This is a genomic window from Pseudomonas sp. GM25 (genome assembly GCF_000282255.1).
GTDB lineage: Bacteria > Pseudomonadota > Gammaproteobacteria > Pseudomonadales > Pseudomonadaceae > Aquipseudomonas > Aquipseudomonas aphyarum.
Window position 1 is genome coordinate 13,971 of the sequence record NZ_AKJQ01000011.1, and the last position, 15,564, is coordinate 29,534.

A 15,564-nucleotide genomic window follows, 5' to 3' on the forward strand; every position below is an offset into this window, starting at 1 on the left:
TAGGTAACCCGGCTTTACACTGTAGTTCGTATAAAGGCCCACGACGCCCGAATGCGCCCGCCAGTTCGCCTTTACCTGCTCACTTCCCCTCGAGCCCATCGTTCATCCCGTCGCCTGCCCCGCCGAACACGACCTGACCACCTAAGCTTCTGGTCAGCGAGCGCAAGGAATTTTCCACCGCAGAACAACTTTTCATAAAGACGCGACGAGGTTTATCTCCATGGCACTGACACGCGAACAGCAAATTGCAGCCCTTGAAAAAGACTGGGCTGAAAACCCGCGCTGGAAAGGCGTGACTCGCAATTACTCCGCTGCTGACGTCGTCCGTCTGCGTGGCTCGGTTCAACCAGAGCACACCTTTGCAAAAATGGGCGCCGAAAAACTGTGGAACCTGGTCACCCAGGGTGCCAAGCCGTCCTTCCGCCCAGAGAAAGATTTCGTCAACTGCATGGGCGCCCTGACCGGCGGCCAGGCTGTGCAACAGGTCAAAGCCGGTATCCAGGCGATCTACCTGTCGGGCTGGCAAGTCGCTGCGGACAACAACTCCGCCGAATCGATGTACCCGGACCAGTCGCTGTACCCGGTGGACTCGGTTCCGACCGTGGTCAAGCGCATCAACAACTCGTTCCGTCGTGCCGACCAGATCCAGTGGAAAGCCGGCAAGAACCCGGGCGACGATGGCTACATCGACTACTTCGCACCAATCGTGGCTGACGCCGAAGCCGGTTTCGGCGGCGTACTGAACGCCTACGAGCTGATGAAGAGCATGATCGAAGCAGGCGCCGCCGGCGTTCACTTCGAAGACCAGCTGGCTTCCGTGAAGAAATGCGGCCACATGGGCGGCAAGGTTCTGGTTCCAACCCAGGAAGCCGTGCAGAAGCTGACCGCTGCTCGTCTGGCTGCCGACGTTGCCGGTGTACCGACCATCATCCTGGCCCGTACCGACGCCAACGCTGCCGACCTGCTGACTTCCGACTGCGACCCGTACGACCAGCCGTTCGTGACTGGCACCCGTACTCAGGAAGGCTTCTACAAGGTTCGTGCAGGTCTGGACCAGGCAATCGCCCGTGGCCTGGCCTACGCGCCGTATGCCGACCTGATCTGGTGCGAAACCGCAAAACCAGATCTGGACGAAGCCCGTCGTTTCGCCGAAGCGATCAAGAAGGAATACCCGGACCAGATCCTGTCGTACAACTGCTCGCCTTCCTTCAACTGGAAGAAAAACCTGGACGACGCGACCATCGCCAAGTTCCAGCGCGAACTGTCCGCCATGGGTTACAAGCACCAGTTCATCACCCTGGCCGGCATTCACAACATGTGGCACAGCATGTTCAACCTGGCGCACGACTACGCCCGCAACGACATGACTGCCTACGTGAAGCTGCAAGAGCAGGAATTCGCTGACGCCGCCAAGGGTTACACCTTCGTGGCTCACCAGCAGGAAGTGGGCACCGGCTACTTCGACGACATGACCACCGTGATCCAGGGCGGAACGTCCTCGGTGACCGCGCTGACCGGTTCGACCGAAGAAGAACAGTTCCACTGATCGACTTCGCCTGAGCGAACGGCCTTTGCGGACCGTATAGAAAGCTAACCGCACTGCCGAAAAACTGACGCCCCGACTGGTTCGGGGCGTTTTTTTGCCTGCGGTTTTCCGGGCACCTCAGGAATTGGCACAGCCTGTCAGGCAAAACATTGATCCAGAGCGGTATCCGCATCGGAAAAATCGGCTAAAACGGGCGCCGCCGCTACTTGCAGTAACGCGCATATAAGACAACTTCCCAACTACTGACCCGTTAAACAGTTACCAAACCACTCCAAACGATATTAATTATCATTTAGCGGCAACTATGTTCGTTACATTTCCTACAAAACATAATTCGTGAAATCCCGGCTAATGCCCGCAACGCATGGGCTGCGGGCCCTTCGAGGTGCGCTATGTCCTTATTCCAATAAATAATTTCGCTATAGGAATTTTACTTGCAGGGTGTTTAGCCATAAAATCAGCGCGATTGATTGCTGCGACATATCGTCACTGCCTTATTTCTTTATCAAGCTCAGAGACCTTTGCTCTCTGTTAAGGATTTCCAGCATGCCCGAAGCGACAGGACTCATGGCCCACAACTGGGGCTTTGCCATTTTCCTTCTGGGTGTAGTCGGCCTGTGTGCCTTCATGCTCGGCGTCTCCAGCCTCCTCGGGTCAAAAGCCTGGGGCCGCAGCAAAAACGAACCGTTCGAGTCCGGCATGCTACCTACCGGTGGCGCCCGCTTGCGGCTCTCAGCCAAATTCTATCTGGTCGCGATGCTCTTCGTGATCTTCGATATCGAAGCCCTCTTTCTCTTTGCATGGTCTGTGTCCGTCCGCGAAAGCGGCTGGACCGGATTCGTCGAAGCTCTCGTTTTCATAGCAATTCTGTTGGCAGGTCTTGTCTACCTGTTCCGAGTGGGCGCCCTTGACTGGGCTCCGGAAGCTCGTCGCAAGCGGCAGGCGAAGCTGAAACAATGAGGCTTTGGCAATGCAATACAATCTCACCAGAATCGACCCCGATGCTCCTAACGAGCAGTATCCGATCGGCCAGCGGGAAACCGTTTCCGATCCGTTAGAAGATCAAGTCCACAAAAACATTTTCATGGGCAAGCTGGAAGACGTGCTGAGTGGCGCGGTCAACTGGGGACGTAAGAACTCCCTGTGGCCGTACAACTTCGGTCTGTCGTGCTGCTACGTGGAAATGACCACCGCCTTCACGGCGCCCCACGACATCGCGCGCTTCGGCGCCGAAGTTATCCGGGCATCACCGCGTCAGGCCGACTTCATGGTTATCGCCGGGACCTGCTTCATCAAGATGGCGCCGATCATTCAGCGCCTGTACGAGCAGATGCTCGAGCCCAAGTGGGTGATCTCGATGGGTTCGTGCGCCAACTCCGGCGGCATGTACGACATCTACTCCGTGGTTCAGGGGGTGGACAAGTTCCTGCCCGTTGACGTCTACGTACCTGGCTGCCCGCCCCGTCCAGAAGCATTTCTGCAAGGCTTGATGCTGTTGCAGGAATCCATTGGCCAGGAGCGTCGCCCACTTTCCTGGGTCGTTGGCGATCAAGGCGTTTATCGCGCCGACATGCCTTCGCAGAAGGAACAGCGCCGCGAACAGCGAATCGCAGTCACCAACCTGCGCAGCCCTGACGAAGTCTGATCCAGTCTGTTTCAAAGAAACGAGAAGCTGGCTTCATTCTTTACGTTGACCGAAAGCGAAAAAATAACCATGACTACAGGCAGTGCTCTGTACATCCCGCCTTATAAGGCAGACGACCAGGATGTGGTCGTCGAACTGAACAACCGTTTTGGCGCCGAAGCGTTCACCGCTCAGCCGACCCGCACCGGCATGCCGGTGCTGTGGGTGGCGCGCGCCAAGCTCGTCGAAGTCCTGACCTTCCTGCGCAACCTGCCCAAGCCGTACGTCATGCTCTATGACCTGCACGGCGTGGACGAGCGTCTGCGCACCAAGCGTCAAGGGCTGCCGAGCGGTGCCGATTTCACCGTGTTCTATCACCTCATGTCGCTGGAACGTAATAGTGACGTGATGATCAAGGTCGCCTTGTCCGAGAGCGACCTCAGCTTGCCGACCGTCACCAGCATCTGGCCGAACGCCAACTGGTACGAGCGTGAAGTCTGGGACATGTACGGCATCGACTTCAAAGGTCACCCGCACCTGTCGCGCATCATGATGCCGCCGACCTGGGAAGGTCACCCGCTGCGCAAGGACTTCCCGGCGCGCGCCACCGAATTCGATCCGTTCAGCCTGAACCTGGCCAAGCAACAGCTTGAGGAAGAAGCCGCGCGCTTCCGTCCTGAAGACTGGGGCATGAAGCGTTCCGGGGCGAACGAGGACTACATGTTCCTCAACCTGGGTCCGAACCACCCTTCGGCTCACGGTGCCTTCCGCATCATCCTGCAACTGGACGGTGAAGAGATCGTCGACTGCGTTCCGGACATCGGTTACCACCACCGTGGTGCCGAGAAGATGGCCGAGCGTCAGTCCTGGCACAGTTTCATTCCGTACACCGACCGTATCGACTACCTCGGCGGCGTGATGAACAACCTGCCGTACGTGCTCTCGGTCGAGAAGCTGGCCGGCATCAAGGTGCCAGAGAAGGTCGACGTCATCCGCATCATGATGGCCGAGTTCTTCCGGATCACCAGCCACCTGCTGTTCCTGGGTACCTACATCCAGGACGTCGGCGCCATGACTCCGGTGTTCTTCACCTTCACCGACCGCCAGAAGGCCTACACGGTGATCGAAGCCATCACCGGTTTCCGTCTGCACCCGGCCTGGTACCGCATCGGTGGCGTCGCCCACGACCTGCCACGCGGCTGGGAAAAACTGGTGAAGGACTTCGTTGAATGGCTGCCGAAGCGCCTCGACGAATACACCAAGGCTGCCCTGCAGAACAGCATCCTCAAGGGTCGTACCATCGGCGTTGCCCAGTACAACACCAAAGAAGCCCTGGAATGGGGCGTCACCGGTGCCGGCCTGCGTTCCACCGGTTGCGACTTCGACCTGCGTAAAGCGCGTCCGTACTCCGGCTACGAGAACTTCGAGTTCGAAGTACCGCTGGCTGCCAACGGCGATGCCTACGACCGCTGCATGGTTCGCGTCGAAGAGATGCGCCAGAGCGTCAAGATCATCGACCAGTGCCTGCGCAACATGCCGGAAGGCCCGTACAAGGCGGATCACCCGCTGACCACGCCGCCGCCGAAAGAGCGCACGCTGCAGCACATCGAAACCTTGATCACGCACTTCCTGCAAGTTTCGTGGGGCCCGGTCATGCCGGCCAACGAATCCTTCCAGATGATCGAAGCGACCAAGGGCATCAACAGTTATTACCTGACGAGCGACGGCGGCACCATGAGCTACCGTACCCGGATCCGTACTCCGAGCTTCCCGCATCTGCAACAGATCCCTTCGGTGATCAAAGGCAGCATGGTCGCGGACCTGATTGCGTACCTGGGTAGTATCGATTTCGTTATGGCCGACGTGGACCGCTAAGCATGAACAGCACGCTTATCCAGACAGACCGTTTCACCCTGAGTGAAACCGAGCGCTCGGCCATCGAGCACGAGCTGCATCACTACGAAGACCCGCGCGCGGCGTCGATCGAAGCCCTGAAGATCGTTCAGAAGGAACGCGGCTGGGTGCCGGACGGCGCTCTGTACGCCATCGGCGAGATCCTCGGCATCCCGGCCAGCGACGTTGAAGGCGTGGCCACGTTCTACAGCCAGATCTTCCGTCAGCCGGTCGGCCGTCACATCATTCGCGTCTGCGACAGCATGGTCTGCTACATCGGCGGCCACGAGTCGGTGGTCAGCGAAATCCAGAACAACCTGGGTATCGGCCTGGGCCAGACCACCGCCGACGGTCGCTTCACCCTGCTGCCGGTCTGCTGCCTCGGCAACTGCGACAAGGCACCGGCGCTGATGATCGATGACGACACCTTTGGCGATGTCCAGCCTGCCGGCGTCGCCAAACTGCTCGAGGGCTACGTATGACCCTGACCTCTTTCGGTCCCGCCAACCGCATCCAGCGTTCGGCCGAGACTCACCCGCTGACCTGGCGCCTGCGTGACGACGGCGAAGCCGTGTGGCTCGACGAGTACCAGGCCAAGAACGGTTACGCCGCTGCGCGCAAGGCCTTCGCCGACATGGATCAGGACGCCATCGTCCAGACCGTGAAAGACGCCGGCCTCAAAGGTCGCGGCGGTGCAGGCTTCCCCACTGGCGTGAAGTGGGGCCTGATGCCAAAGGACGAATCCATCAACATCCGCTACCTGCTGTGCAACGCGGATGAAATGGAGCCGAACACCTGGAAAGACCGCATGCTGATGGAGCAACTGCCCCATCTGCTGATCGAAGGCATGCTGATCAGTGCCCGCGCGCTGAAAACCTACCGTGGCTACATCTTCCTGCGTGGCGAGTACACCACCGCCGCCAAGCACCTGAACCGTGCCGTGGAAGAAGCCAAGGCAGCCGGCCTGCTGGGCAAGAACATCCTGGGCAGCGGCTTCGATTTCGAGCTGTTCGTCCACACCGGCGCCGGGCGTTACATCTGCGGTGAAGAAACCGCACTGATCAACTCCCTCGAAGGCCGCCGCGCCAACCCGCGTTCCAAGCCACCCTTCCCTGCCGCCGTTGGCGTGTGGGGCAAGCCGACCTGCGTGAACAACGTTGAAACCCTGTGCAACGTGCCGGCGATCATCGCCGACGGCGTGGACTGGTACAAATCGTTGGCCCGCGACGGCAGCGAAGACATGGGCACCAAGCTCATGGGCTTCTCCGGCAAGGTCAAGAACCCTGGCCTGTGGGAACTGCCATTCGGCGTGACCGGTCGCGAGCTGTTCGAAGACTACGCCGGCGGCATGCGCGACGGCTTCAAGCTGAAAGCCTGGCAGCCAGGCGGCGCCGGCACCGGTTTCCTGTTGCCGGAACACCTCGACGCACAAATGTACGCCGGCGGCATCGCCAAAGTGGGCACCCGTATGGGTACCGGCCTGGCCATGGCGGTGGACGACAGCGTCAACATGGTGTCCCTGCTGCGCAACATGGAGCAGTTCTTCGCTCGCGAATCCTGTGGTTTCTGCACACCTTGCCGTGATGGTTTGCCATGGAGCGTCAAGCTGCTGATGGCCATCGAACAAGGCCGCGGTCAGCCAGGCGACATCGAGACCCTGCTGGGTCTGGTCAACTTCCTCGGCCCGGGCAAGACCTTCTGTGCTCACGCACCGGGTGCCGTGGAGCCGTTGGGCAGTGCCATCAAATACTTCCGTCCAGAGTTCGAAGCCGGTATCGCGCCCGCAAGCGCCGCCGTCCCGCCTCTGGCGAAGCCGATCGTAGTCGGCGCGTAAACGCTTAAAAAAGGCGAAGGGTCCGTGCCCTTCGCCTTTCGTCCGATGACGCCTTTCGGGGCTGACTGGATTCGGACGGATAACAAGATTCCATTAGCCACGCCCGCTGACACCGGGCCAACGAAGACCTTTGAACCATGGCCACTATCCACGTAGACGGCAAAGCGCTCGAAGTCGACGGGGCAGACAACCTGTTACAGGCATGTCTGTCGCTGGGCCTCGACATCCCTTATTTCTGCTGGCACCCCGCGCTTGGTAGCGTCGGGGCCTGCCGCCAGTGCGCGGTCAAGCAGTACACCGACGAGAACGACACCCGTGGTCGCATCGTCATGTCCTGCATGACCCCTGCCACCGACAACACCTGGATCTCCATCGACGATGAAGAATCCAAGGCGTTCCGCGCCAGTGTCGTCGAATGGCTGATGACCAACCACCCGCACGACTGCCCTGTGTGCGAGGAAGGCGGTCACTGCCACCTGCAAGACATGACCGTGATGACCGGCCACAACGAGCGCCGTTATCGCTTCACAAAACGTACTCACCAGAACCAGCAACTGGGCCCGTTCATTTCCCACGAAATGAACCGCTGCATCGCCTGCTACCGCTGCGTGCGTTTCTACAAGGACTACGCCGGCGGCACCGACCTCGGTGTATTCGGCGCCCACGACAACGTGTACTTCGGTCGCGTTGAAGACGGCACCCTCGAAAGCGAGTTCTCCGGCAACCTCACCGAGGTCTGCCCGACCGGTGTGTTTACCGACAAGACTCACTCCGAGCGCTACAACCGCAAGTGGGACATGCAGTTCTCGCCGAGCATCTGCCATGGCTGCTCGAGCGGTTGCAACATCTCCCCGGGCGAGCGTTACGGCGAACTGCGTCGCATCGAAAACCGTTACAACGGTTCGGTGAACCAGTACTTCCTGTGCGACCGTGGCCGTTTCGGTTATGGCTACGTCAACCGCACCGACCGTCCACGTCAGCCACTGCTGGCCGACGGCACCAAACTAAGCCTGGACGACGCGCTGGACAAAGCCGCCGACCTGCTGCGCGGTCGCAACATCGTCGGTATCGGTTCGCCGCGTGCCAGCCTGGAAAGCAACTACGCGTTGCGTGAACTGGTAGGCGCCGAGCACTTCTACTCCGGTATCGAAGCCTCCGAGCTGGAACGCATCCGTCTGGTCCTGCAAGTGCTGAAAGACAGCCCGCTGCCAGTGCCGAACATGCGCGACATCGAAGACCACGACGCCGTGTTCGTCCTCGGTGAAGACCTGACCCAGACCGCCGCCCGCATGGCCCTGGCCCTGCGTCAGTCGGTCAAAGGCAAGGCCGAAGACATGGCCGAAGCCATGCGCGTCCAGCCTTGGCTCGACGCCGCCGTGAAGAACATCGGCCAGCACGAGCTGAACCCGCTGTTCATCGCGAGCCTGGCTGAAACCAAGCTCGACGACATCGCCGAAGAATGCGTACACGCCGCTCCCGACGATCTGGCCCGCATCGGTTTCGCCGTGGCTCACGCCCTGGACGCCAGCGCTCCGGCCGTTGAAGGACTGGACGCCGAAGCCCTGGAACTGGCCAAGCGCATCGCCGATGCTCTGCTCGCCGCCAAGCGTCCGCTGATCATCGCCGGTACTTCGCTTGGCTCCAAAGCCTTGATCGAAGCCGCTGCGAACATCGCCAAGGCCCTGAAGCTGCGCGAGAAGAACGGTTCGATCAGCCTGATCGTGCCGGAAGCCAACAGCCTCGGCCTGGCCATGCTCGGTGGCGAATCGGTCGATGCCGCGCTGCAAGCTGTGATCGACGGCAAGGCCGACGCCATCGTCGTGCTGGAAAACGATCTGTACACCCGTACCGCCAAGGCCAAGGTCGATGCGGCACTGAACGCTGCGAAAGTAGTGATCGTTGCCGACCATCAGAAGACCGCCACCAGCGACCGCGCGCATCTGGTTCTGCCAGCCGCCAGCTTCGCTGAAGGCGACGGTACTTTGGTCAGCCAGGAAGGTCGCGCCCAGCGCTTCTTCCAGGTTTTCGACCCGCAATACATGGACGCGAGCATTCTGGTCCACGAAGGCTGGCGCTGGCTGCACGCCCTGCGCGCCACCCTGCTGAACCAGCCGATCGACTGGACGCAACTCGACCACGTGACCGCTGCCGTTGCTTCGAGCACCACGCAACTGGCCCGTATCGTCGACGCCGCGCCGTCCGCCTCGTTCCGCATCAAGGGTCTGAAACTGGCCCGTGAGCCGCTGCGTTACTCCGGTCGCACCGCGATGCGCGCCGACATCAGCGTTCACGAACCACGCACCCCGCAAGACAAGGACACCGCGTTCGCCTTCTCGATGGAAGGTTACTCGGGCTCCGCCGAACCGCGTCAGCAAGTGCCGTTCGCCTGGTCGCCGGGCTGGAACTCGCCGCAAGCCTGGAACAAGTTCCAGGACGAAGTCGGTGGTCACCTGCGCGCTGGCGATCCGGGCACCCGCCTGATCGAAAGCACCGGTGATTCGCTGAACTGGTTCGCCAGTGTTCCGCGCGCGTTCAACCCGGCCCAGGGCACCTGGCAAGCCGTGCCGTTCTATCACCTGTTCGGCAGCGACGAGAACTCGTCGAAAGCCGCTCCGGTCCAGGAACGCATCCCGGCCGCCTACGTTGCACTGGCCAAGTCCGAAGCGGACCGCCTGGGCGTCAACGACGGCGCACTGCTGAGCCTCAATGTTGCCGGCCAGACCCTGCGTCTGCCGCTGCGCATCAATGAAGAGCTGGGCGCTGGCCTGGTTGCACTGCCGGCCGGTCTGGCAGGCATTCCGCCGGCGATTTTCGGCCAAACCGTTGATGGTCTGCAGGAGGCAGCGCAATGACCTGGTTCACCCCTGAAGTGATCGATGTGATCCTGACGGTCATCAAGGCCATCGTGATCCTGCTGGCCGTGGTGGTCGCAGGCGCGTTGCTCAGCTTTGTCGAGCGTCGCCTGCTGGGCTGGTGGCAGGACCGTTACGGTCCGAACCGCGTTGGCCCGTTCGGCATGTTCCAGATCGCGGCCGACATGCTGAAGATGTTCTTCAAGGAAGACTGGACCCCGCCGTTTGCCGACAAGGTGATCTTCACCCTGGCACCGGTGGTGGCCATGTCCGCCCTGCTGATCGCCTTCGCGATCATCCCGATCACCCCGACCTGGGGCGTGGCGGATCTGAACATCGGCCTGCTGTTCTTCTTCGCCATGGCCGGTCTGTCGGTCTACGCGGTGCTGTTCGCCGGCTGGTCGAGTAACAACAAGTTCGCCCTGCTCGGCAGCTTGCGTGCCTCGGCGCAGACCGTGTCCTACGAAGTGTTCATGGGCCTGGCCCTGATGGGCATCGTGGTGCAGGTCGGCTCGTTCAACATGCGCGACATCGTCGAGTACCAGGCGCAGAACCTGTGGTTCATCATTCCGCAGTTCTTCGGCTTCTGTACCTTCTTCATCGCTGGCGTGGCCGTGACTCACCGTCACCCGTTCGACCAGCCGGAAGCGGAACAGGAACTGGCCGACGGTTACCACATTGAATACGCCGGTATGAAATGGGGCATGTTCTTCGTCGGTGAATACATCGGCATCATCCTGATCTCGGCGCTGCTGGTCACCCTGTTCTTCGGTGGCTGGCACGGTCCGTTCGGCATCCTGCCGCAACTGTCCTTCGTCTGGTTCGCACTGAAGACCGCGTTCTTCATCATGCTGTTCATCCTGCTGCGCGCTTCCATCCCGCGTCCGCGTTATGACCAGGTGATGGATTTCAGCTGGAAATTCTGCCTGCCACTGACCCTGATCAATTTGCTGGTGACCGCTGCAATCGTGTTGTGGAACACGCCTGCGGTTGCGGTTCAGTGAGGATTTGACCCATGTTCAAATATATTGGCGACATCGTTAAGGGTACCGGTACCCAGTTGCGCAGCCTGGTCATGGTCTTCGGCCATGGCTTTCGCAAGCGCGACACCCTGCAATACCCGGAAGAGCCGGTCTACCTGCCACCACGCTACCGTGGCCGCATCGTCCTGACCCGCGACCCCGACGGCGAAGAACGCTGCGTAGCCTGCAACCTTTGCGCCGTGGCCTGCCCGGTGGGTTGCATCTCGCTGCAGAAAGCTGAAACCGAAGACGGTCGCTGGTACCCGGACTTCTTCCGTATCAACTTCTCGCGCTGCATTTTCTGCGGTCTCTGCGAGGAAGCCTGCCCGACCACCGCGATCCAGCTGACCCCGGATTTCGAGATGGCCGAGTTCAAACGTCAGGACCTGGTGTACGAGAAAGAAGATCTTTTGATCTCCGGCCCCGGCAAAAACCCTGATTACAACTTCTATCGTGTTGCTGGTATGGCCGTTGCGGGCAAGCCGAAAGGCGCCGCACAAAACGAAGCCGAGCCGATCAACGTGAAGAGCTTGCTGCCTTAAGGAAGAACGATGGAATTCGCTTTCTATTTCGCATCGGGTATCGCTGTTGTGTCCACACTGCGTGTGGTCACCAACACCAATCCTGTGCACGCCCTGCTCTACCTGATCATTTCGTTGATCGCCGTGGCCATGACCTTCTTCGCACTCGGCGCTCCGTTCGCCGGCGTGCTGGAAGTGATCGCCTACGCCGGCGCCATCATGGTGCTGTTCGTGTTCGTGGTGATGATGCTGAACCTGGGCCCGGCCTCGGTTCAGCAGGAACGCACCTGGCTCAAGCCCGGGATCTGGGCGGGGCCGGTGATTCTCGCCGCCCTGCTGCTGGCCGAACTGCTGTATGTGCTGTTCGCTCACCAGAGCGGTCAGGCCATCGGCCACACCACCGTCGATGCAAAAGCCGTGGGCATCAGCCTGTTCGGTCCGTATCTGCTGGTGGTCGAACTCGCCTCGATGCTGCTGCTCGCTGCAGCCGTCACGGCGTTCCATTTGGGCCGTAACGAGGCGAAGGAGTAAGACATGCCTGCTATCCCTCTCGAACATGGATTGGCCGTCGCTGGCATCCTGTTCTGCCTTGGTCTGGTCGGCCTGATGGTCCGCCGCAACATTTTGTTCGTGTTGATGAGTCTGGAAGTGATGATGAACGCCTCTGCACTGGCCTTCATCGTTGCGGGCGCCCGCTGGGCGCAACCGGATGGACAGATCATGTTCATCCTGGTGATCAGCCTTGCAGCCGCCGAAGCCAGTATTGGCCTGGCGATCCTGCTGCAACTGTATCGCCGCTTCCACACGCTCGATATCGACGCTGCCAGTGAGATGCGCGGATGAACCTACTCTTTCTGACTTTCGTATTCCCTCTGATCGGGTTCCTGTTGCTGTCGTTCTCGCGCGGCCGCTTCTCGGAAAACCTGTCGGCGCTGATCGGTGTCGGCTCCATCGGCCTGTCTGCCATCGTCGCGGCCTACGTGATCTGGCAATTCAACGTCGCGCCACCGGAAGGTGGCGTCTACACCCAGGTGCTGTGGCGCTGGATGTCGGTGGAAGGTTTCCAGCCTAACTTCGCGCTGTACCTGGATGGTCTGTCCGTGACCATGCTCGGTGTGGTCGTCGGTGTCGGCTTCCTGATCCACCTGTTTGCCTCCTGGTACATGCGTGGCGAAGACGGTTACTCGCGCTTCTTCTCGTACACCAACCTGTTTATCGCCAGCATGCTGTTCCTGATCCTCGGCGATAACCTGCTGTTCATCTACTTCGGTTGGGAAGGCGTGGGCCTGTGCTCGTACCTGTTGATCGGTTTCTACTACAGCAACCGCAACAACGGTAACGCCGCACTCAAAGCCTTCATCGTCACCCGTATCGGCGACGTGTTCATGGCGATCGGCCTGTTCATCCTGTTCCAGCAACTGGGCACGCTGAACGTCCAGGAACTGCTGGTGAAGGCGCCTGAGCACTTCAAGGTCGGTGATTTCTGGATCGTGCTGGCAACCCTGATGCTGCTGGGTGGTGCGGTCGGTAAATCGGCGCAACTGCCGCTGCAGACCTGGCTTGCGGACGCGATGGCCGGTCCTACCCCGGTTTCGGCACTGATCCACGCCGCAACCATGGTGACCGCCGGTGTCTACCTGATCGCCCGTACCCACGGTCTGTTCGCCCTGGCGCCGGACATACTGCACCTGGTCGGCATCGTCGGTGGTGTGACCCTGGTACTGGCCGGCTTCGCCGCACTGGTACAAACCGACATCAAACGTATCCTCGCCTACTCGACCATGAGCCAGATCGGCTACATGTTCCTGGCGCTGGGCGTTGGCGCCTGGGAAGGCGCGATCTTCCACCTGATGACCCACGCCTTCTTCAAGGCCCTGCTGTTCCTTGCCTCCGGTGCGGTGATCGTTGCCTGCCACCACGAGCAGAACATCTTCAAGATGGGCGGCCTGTGGAAGAAACTGCCGCTGGCCTACGCCAGCTTCATCGTCGGTGGTGCCGCTCTGGCTGCCCTGCCTCTGGTGACCGCAGGTTTCTACTCCAAGGACGAAATCCTCTGGGAAGCGTTCGCCAGCGGCAACCACGGTCTGCTCTACGCAGGTCTGGTCGGCGCATTCATGACGTCGCTGTACACCTTCCGCCTGATCTTCATCGCGTTCCACGGTGAAGCCAAGACCGAAGCCCACGCCGGTCACGGCATCGCTCACTGGCTGCCGCTGTCGGTGCTGATCGTGCTGTCGACCTTCGTCGGCGCCATGATCGTTCCACCGCTGCACGGCGTACTGCCGGAGAGCGTTGGTCATGCCGGTGGCGAAGCCAAGCACAGTCTGGAAATCGCCTCGGGCGCCATCGCCCTGGCCGGTATCCTGCTGGCGGCCCTGCTGTTCCTTGGCAAGCGTCGCTTCGTGACCGCGATCGCCAACAGCGGCATCGGCCGTCTCCTTTCGGCCTGGTGGTTCGCTGCCTGGGGCTTCGACTGGATCTACGACAAACTGTTCGTCAAGCCGTACCTTGCGATCAGCCACATGCTGCGCAAAGACCCGCTCGACCAGACCATCGGTCTGATCCCGCGCATGGCCAAGGGTGGTCACACCGCCCTGAGCCGTACCGAAACCGGTCAACTGCGTTGGTACGCTGCTTCGATGGCTGCTGGTGCCGTGTTGGTCATCGGCGCTGTCGTGCTGGTAGCGGTCTGATATGAACCTTGCGAATTTGCGAAAGGAAACGAGCCCGTCATGATTCTGCCTTGGCTAATCCTGATCCCCTTCATCGGCGGCCTGCTGTGCTGGATGGGTGAGCGCTTCGGCGCTACCCTCCCCCGCTGGATTGCGCTGTTGACCATGACCCTGGAACTCGCCCTCGGCCTCTGGCTGTGGGCCCACGGTGACTATTCATTTGCACCGGCGCCTGGCGCCGATCCGACCTGGGCGCTTGAGTTCAAGCACGTCTGGATCCAGCGCTTCGGCATCAACGTGCACCTGGCCCTCGACGGCCTGTCGCTGCTGATGATCCTGCTGACCGGTCTGCTGGGTATCCTGTCGGTACTCTGCTCGTGGAAAGAGATTCAACGTCACGTTGGCTTCTTCCACCTGAACCTGATGTGGATCCTGGGCGGCGTTGTCGGCGTGTTCCTCGCCCTCGACCTGTTCATGTTCTTCTTCTTCTGGGAAATGATGCTGGTGCCGATGTACTTCCTCATCGCGCTCTGGGGTCACAGTTCTTCGGACGGCAAGAAAACCCGGATCTACGCTGCGACCAAGTTCTTCATCTTCACTCAGGCTTCCGGCCTGATCATGCTGGTGGCGATCCTCGGTCTGGTCCTGGTCAACTACAACAGCACCGGCGTGATCACCTTCAACTACGCCGACCTGTTGAAGACCAAGATGTCGATGACCACCGAGTACATCCTGATGCTCGGCTTCTTCATCGCCTTCGCGGTCAAGCTGCCAGTGGTTCCGTTCCACTCCTGGCTGCCTGACGCTCACGCCCAGGCGCCGACTGCAGGTTCCGTCGACCTCGCCGGTATCTTGCTGAAAACCGCGGCCTACGGTCTGCTGCGTTTCGCCCTGCCGCTGTTCCCGAACGCCTCGGCCGAGTTCGCGCCGATCGCCATGACCCTCGGTCTGATCGGGATCTTCTACGGTGCGTTCCTCGCTTTCGCACAAACCGACATCAAACGTCTGATCGCCTTCTCGTCCGTTTCCCACATGGGCTTCGTACTGATCGGCATCTACTCCGGCAGCCAACTGGCGCTGCAAGGTGCAGTGATCCAGATGCTGGCGCACGGTCTGTCGGCGGCGGCACTGTTTATCCTCAGCGGTCAGCTGTACGAGCGTCTGCATACTCGTGACATGCGTGAGATGGGCGGTCTGTGGTCGCGTATCGCTTACCTGCCGGCGATCAGTCTGTTCTTCGCAGCCGCCTCTCTGGGTCTGCCGGGCACCGGTAACTTCGTCGGTGAATTCCTGATCCTGATCGGTACGTTCGCCAGTGCTCCATGGATCACCGCGATTGCCACCTCCGGTCTGGTGTTCGGTTCGGTCTACTCGCTGATCATGATCCACCGCGCTTACTTCGGTCCGTCCAAATCGGATTCGATCCTGCACGGCATGGACGGTCGCGAACTGATCATGGTGCTGGGCCTTGCGGTACTGCTGATTTACCTCGGCGTCTACCCGCAACCGTTCCTCGACACTTCTGCCGCCACGATGCATGGCGTGCAGCAGTGGCTCGGCACCGCCTTCACTCAACTCGCTTCGGCCCGGTAAGAGCGCT

13 protein-coding genes are annotated in these 15,564 nt (G+C 60.5%); all 13 read left to right on the forward strand.

Annotated elements, in window-relative coordinates; translation table 11 throughout:
* Window positions 1–220: 220 nt before the first annotated feature.
* The 13 genes from aceA to nuoM all read left to right on the forward strand — a co-directional run bounded on the left by aceA (window position 221) and on the right by nuoM (window position 15,557).
* Window positions 221–1,546 carry an isocitrate lyase gene (aceA, locus tag PMI24_RS04330; RefSeq protein WP_007951455.1) on the forward strand — a complete coding sequence of 442 codons (1,326 nt, stop codon included), beginning with the start codon at window positions 221–223 and terminating at the stop codon, window positions 1,544–1,546.
* Window positions 1,547–2,092: 546 nt separating this feature from the next.
* A complete protein-coding gene (locus tag PMI24_RS04335; protein ID WP_003223812.1) occupies window positions 2,093–2,506 on the forward strand; it encodes an NADH-quinone oxidoreductase subunit A in 414 nt (137 codons plus the stop codon).
* A 10-nt stretch (window positions 2,507–2,516) separates the two neighbouring features.
* Complete coding sequence (locus PMI24_RS04340) at window positions 2,517–3,191, forward strand: NuoB/complex I 20 kDa subunit family protein (RefSeq protein ID WP_007951456.1); 675 nt, start codon at window positions 2,517–2,519, stop codon at window positions 3,189–3,191.
* Between the two features lie 69 nt (window positions 3,192–3,260).
* Entirely contained in the window at window positions 3,261–5,045 is a 1,785-nt protein-coding gene (gene nuoC, locus PMI24_RS04345; RefSeq protein ID WP_007951457.1) for an NADH-quinone oxidoreductase subunit C/D, read from the forward strand.
* A gap of 2 nt (window positions 5,046–5,047) precedes the next feature.
* Complete coding sequence (gene nuoE, locus PMI24_RS04350; RefSeq protein WP_003223804.1) at window positions 5,048–5,545, forward strand: NADH-quinone oxidoreductase subunit NuoE; 498 nt, start codon at window positions 5,048–5,050, stop codon at window positions 5,543–5,545.
* Entirely contained in the window at window positions 5,542–6,897 is a 1,356-nt protein-coding gene (gene nuoF / locus PMI24_RS04355) for an NADH-quinone oxidoreductase subunit NuoF (protein WP_007951458.1), read from the forward strand. Before nuoE ends, nuoF begins: the two co-directional genes overlap by 4 nt.
* 137 nt (window positions 6,898–7,034) lie before the next feature.
* Window positions 7,035–9,749: an NADH-quinone oxidoreductase subunit NuoG gene (gene nuoG / locus PMI24_RS04360; RefSeq protein WP_007951459.1), complete on the forward strand. Its 2,715-nt coding sequence runs from the start codon at window positions 7,035–7,037 to the stop codon at window positions 9,747–9,749.
* Window positions 9,746–10,753: an NADH-quinone oxidoreductase subunit NuoH gene (gene nuoH, locus PMI24_RS04365; protein ID WP_007951460.1), complete on the forward strand. Its 1,008-nt coding sequence runs from the start codon at window positions 9,746–9,748 to the stop codon at window positions 10,751–10,753. The genes nuoG and nuoH overlap by 4 nt, the downstream gene beginning before the upstream one ends.
* Window positions 10,754–10,764: 11 nt before the next feature.
* Window positions 10,765–11,313 (forward strand): NADH-quinone oxidoreductase subunit NuoI, encoded by a 549-nt coding sequence (gene nuoI / locus PMI24_RS04370; protein WP_007951461.1) that lies wholly within the window; start codon window positions 10,765–10,767, stop codon window positions 11,311–11,313.
* A 9-nt stretch (window positions 11,314–11,322) separates the two neighbouring features.
* On the forward strand, window positions 11,323–11,823 hold the full coding sequence (gene nuoJ / locus PMI24_RS04375) for an NADH-quinone oxidoreductase subunit J (protein WP_007951462.1): 501 nt from the start codon (window positions 11,323–11,325) through the stop codon (window positions 11,821–11,823).
* 3 nt (window positions 11,824–11,826) lie between these two features.
* A complete protein-coding gene (nuoK, locus tag PMI24_RS04380; protein ID WP_003180046.1) occupies window positions 11,827–12,135 on the forward strand; it encodes an NADH-quinone oxidoreductase subunit NuoK in 309 nt (102 codons plus the stop codon).
* Window positions 12,132–13,985, forward strand: a complete 1,854-nt coding sequence (nuoL, locus tag PMI24_RS04385) for an NADH-quinone oxidoreductase subunit L (RefSeq protein WP_007951463.1) — start codon at window positions 12,132–12,134, stop codon at window positions 13,983–13,985. Before nuoK ends, nuoL begins: the two co-directional genes overlap by 4 nt.
* A gap of 39 nt (window positions 13,986–14,024) precedes the next feature.
* Window positions 14,025–15,557 carry an NADH-quinone oxidoreductase subunit M gene (gene nuoM / locus PMI24_RS04390; protein WP_007951464.1) on the forward strand — a complete coding sequence of 511 codons (1,533 nt, stop codon included), beginning with the start codon at window positions 14,025–14,027 and terminating at the stop codon, window positions 15,555–15,557.
* The last annotated feature ends 7 nt before the right edge of the window (window positions 15,558–15,564 follow it).

Coding starts and splice junctions, on each gene's coding strand:
- aceA (WP_007951455.1), top strand. CDS start 221: ATGGCACTGACACGCGAACAGCAAATTGCAGCCCTTGAAAAAGACTGG.
- PMI24_RS04335 (WP_003223812.1), top strand. CDS start 2,093: ATGCCCGAAGCGACAGGACTCATGGCCCACAACTGGGGCTTTGCCATT.
- PMI24_RS04340 (WP_007951456.1), top strand. CDS start 2,517: ATGCAATACAATCTCACCAGAATCGACCCCGATGCTCCTAACGAGCAG.
- nuoC (WP_007951457.1), top strand. CDS start 3,261: ATGACTACAGGCAGTGCTCTGTACATCCCGCCTTATAAGGCAGACGAC.
- nuoE (WP_003223804.1), top strand. CDS start 5,048: ATGAACAGCACGCTTATCCAGACAGACCGTTTCACCCTGAGTGAAACC.
- nuoF (WP_007951458.1), top strand. CDS start 5,542: ATGACCCTGACCTCTTTCGGTCCCGCCAACCGCATCCAGCGTTCGGCC.
- nuoG (WP_007951459.1), top strand. CDS start 7,035: ATGGCCACTATCCACGTAGACGGCAAAGCGCTCGAAGTCGACGGGGCA.
- nuoH (WP_007951460.1), top strand. CDS start 9,746: ATGACCTGGTTCACCCCTGAAGTGATCGATGTGATCCTGACGGTCATC.
- nuoI (WP_007951461.1), top strand. CDS start 10,765: ATGTTCAAATATATTGGCGACATCGTTAAGGGTACCGGTACCCAGTTG.
- nuoJ (WP_007951462.1), top strand. CDS start 11,323: ATGGAATTCGCTTTCTATTTCGCATCGGGTATCGCTGTTGTGTCCACA.
- nuoK (WP_003180046.1), top strand. CDS start 11,827: ATGCCTGCTATCCCTCTCGAACATGGATTGGCCGTCGCTGGCATCCTG.
- nuoL (WP_007951463.1), top strand. CDS start 12,132: ATGAACCTACTCTTTCTGACTTTCGTATTCCCTCTGATCGGGTTCCTG.
- nuoM (WP_007951464.1), top strand. CDS start 14,025: ATGATTCTGCCTTGGCTAATCCTGATCCCCTTCATCGGCGGCCTGCTG.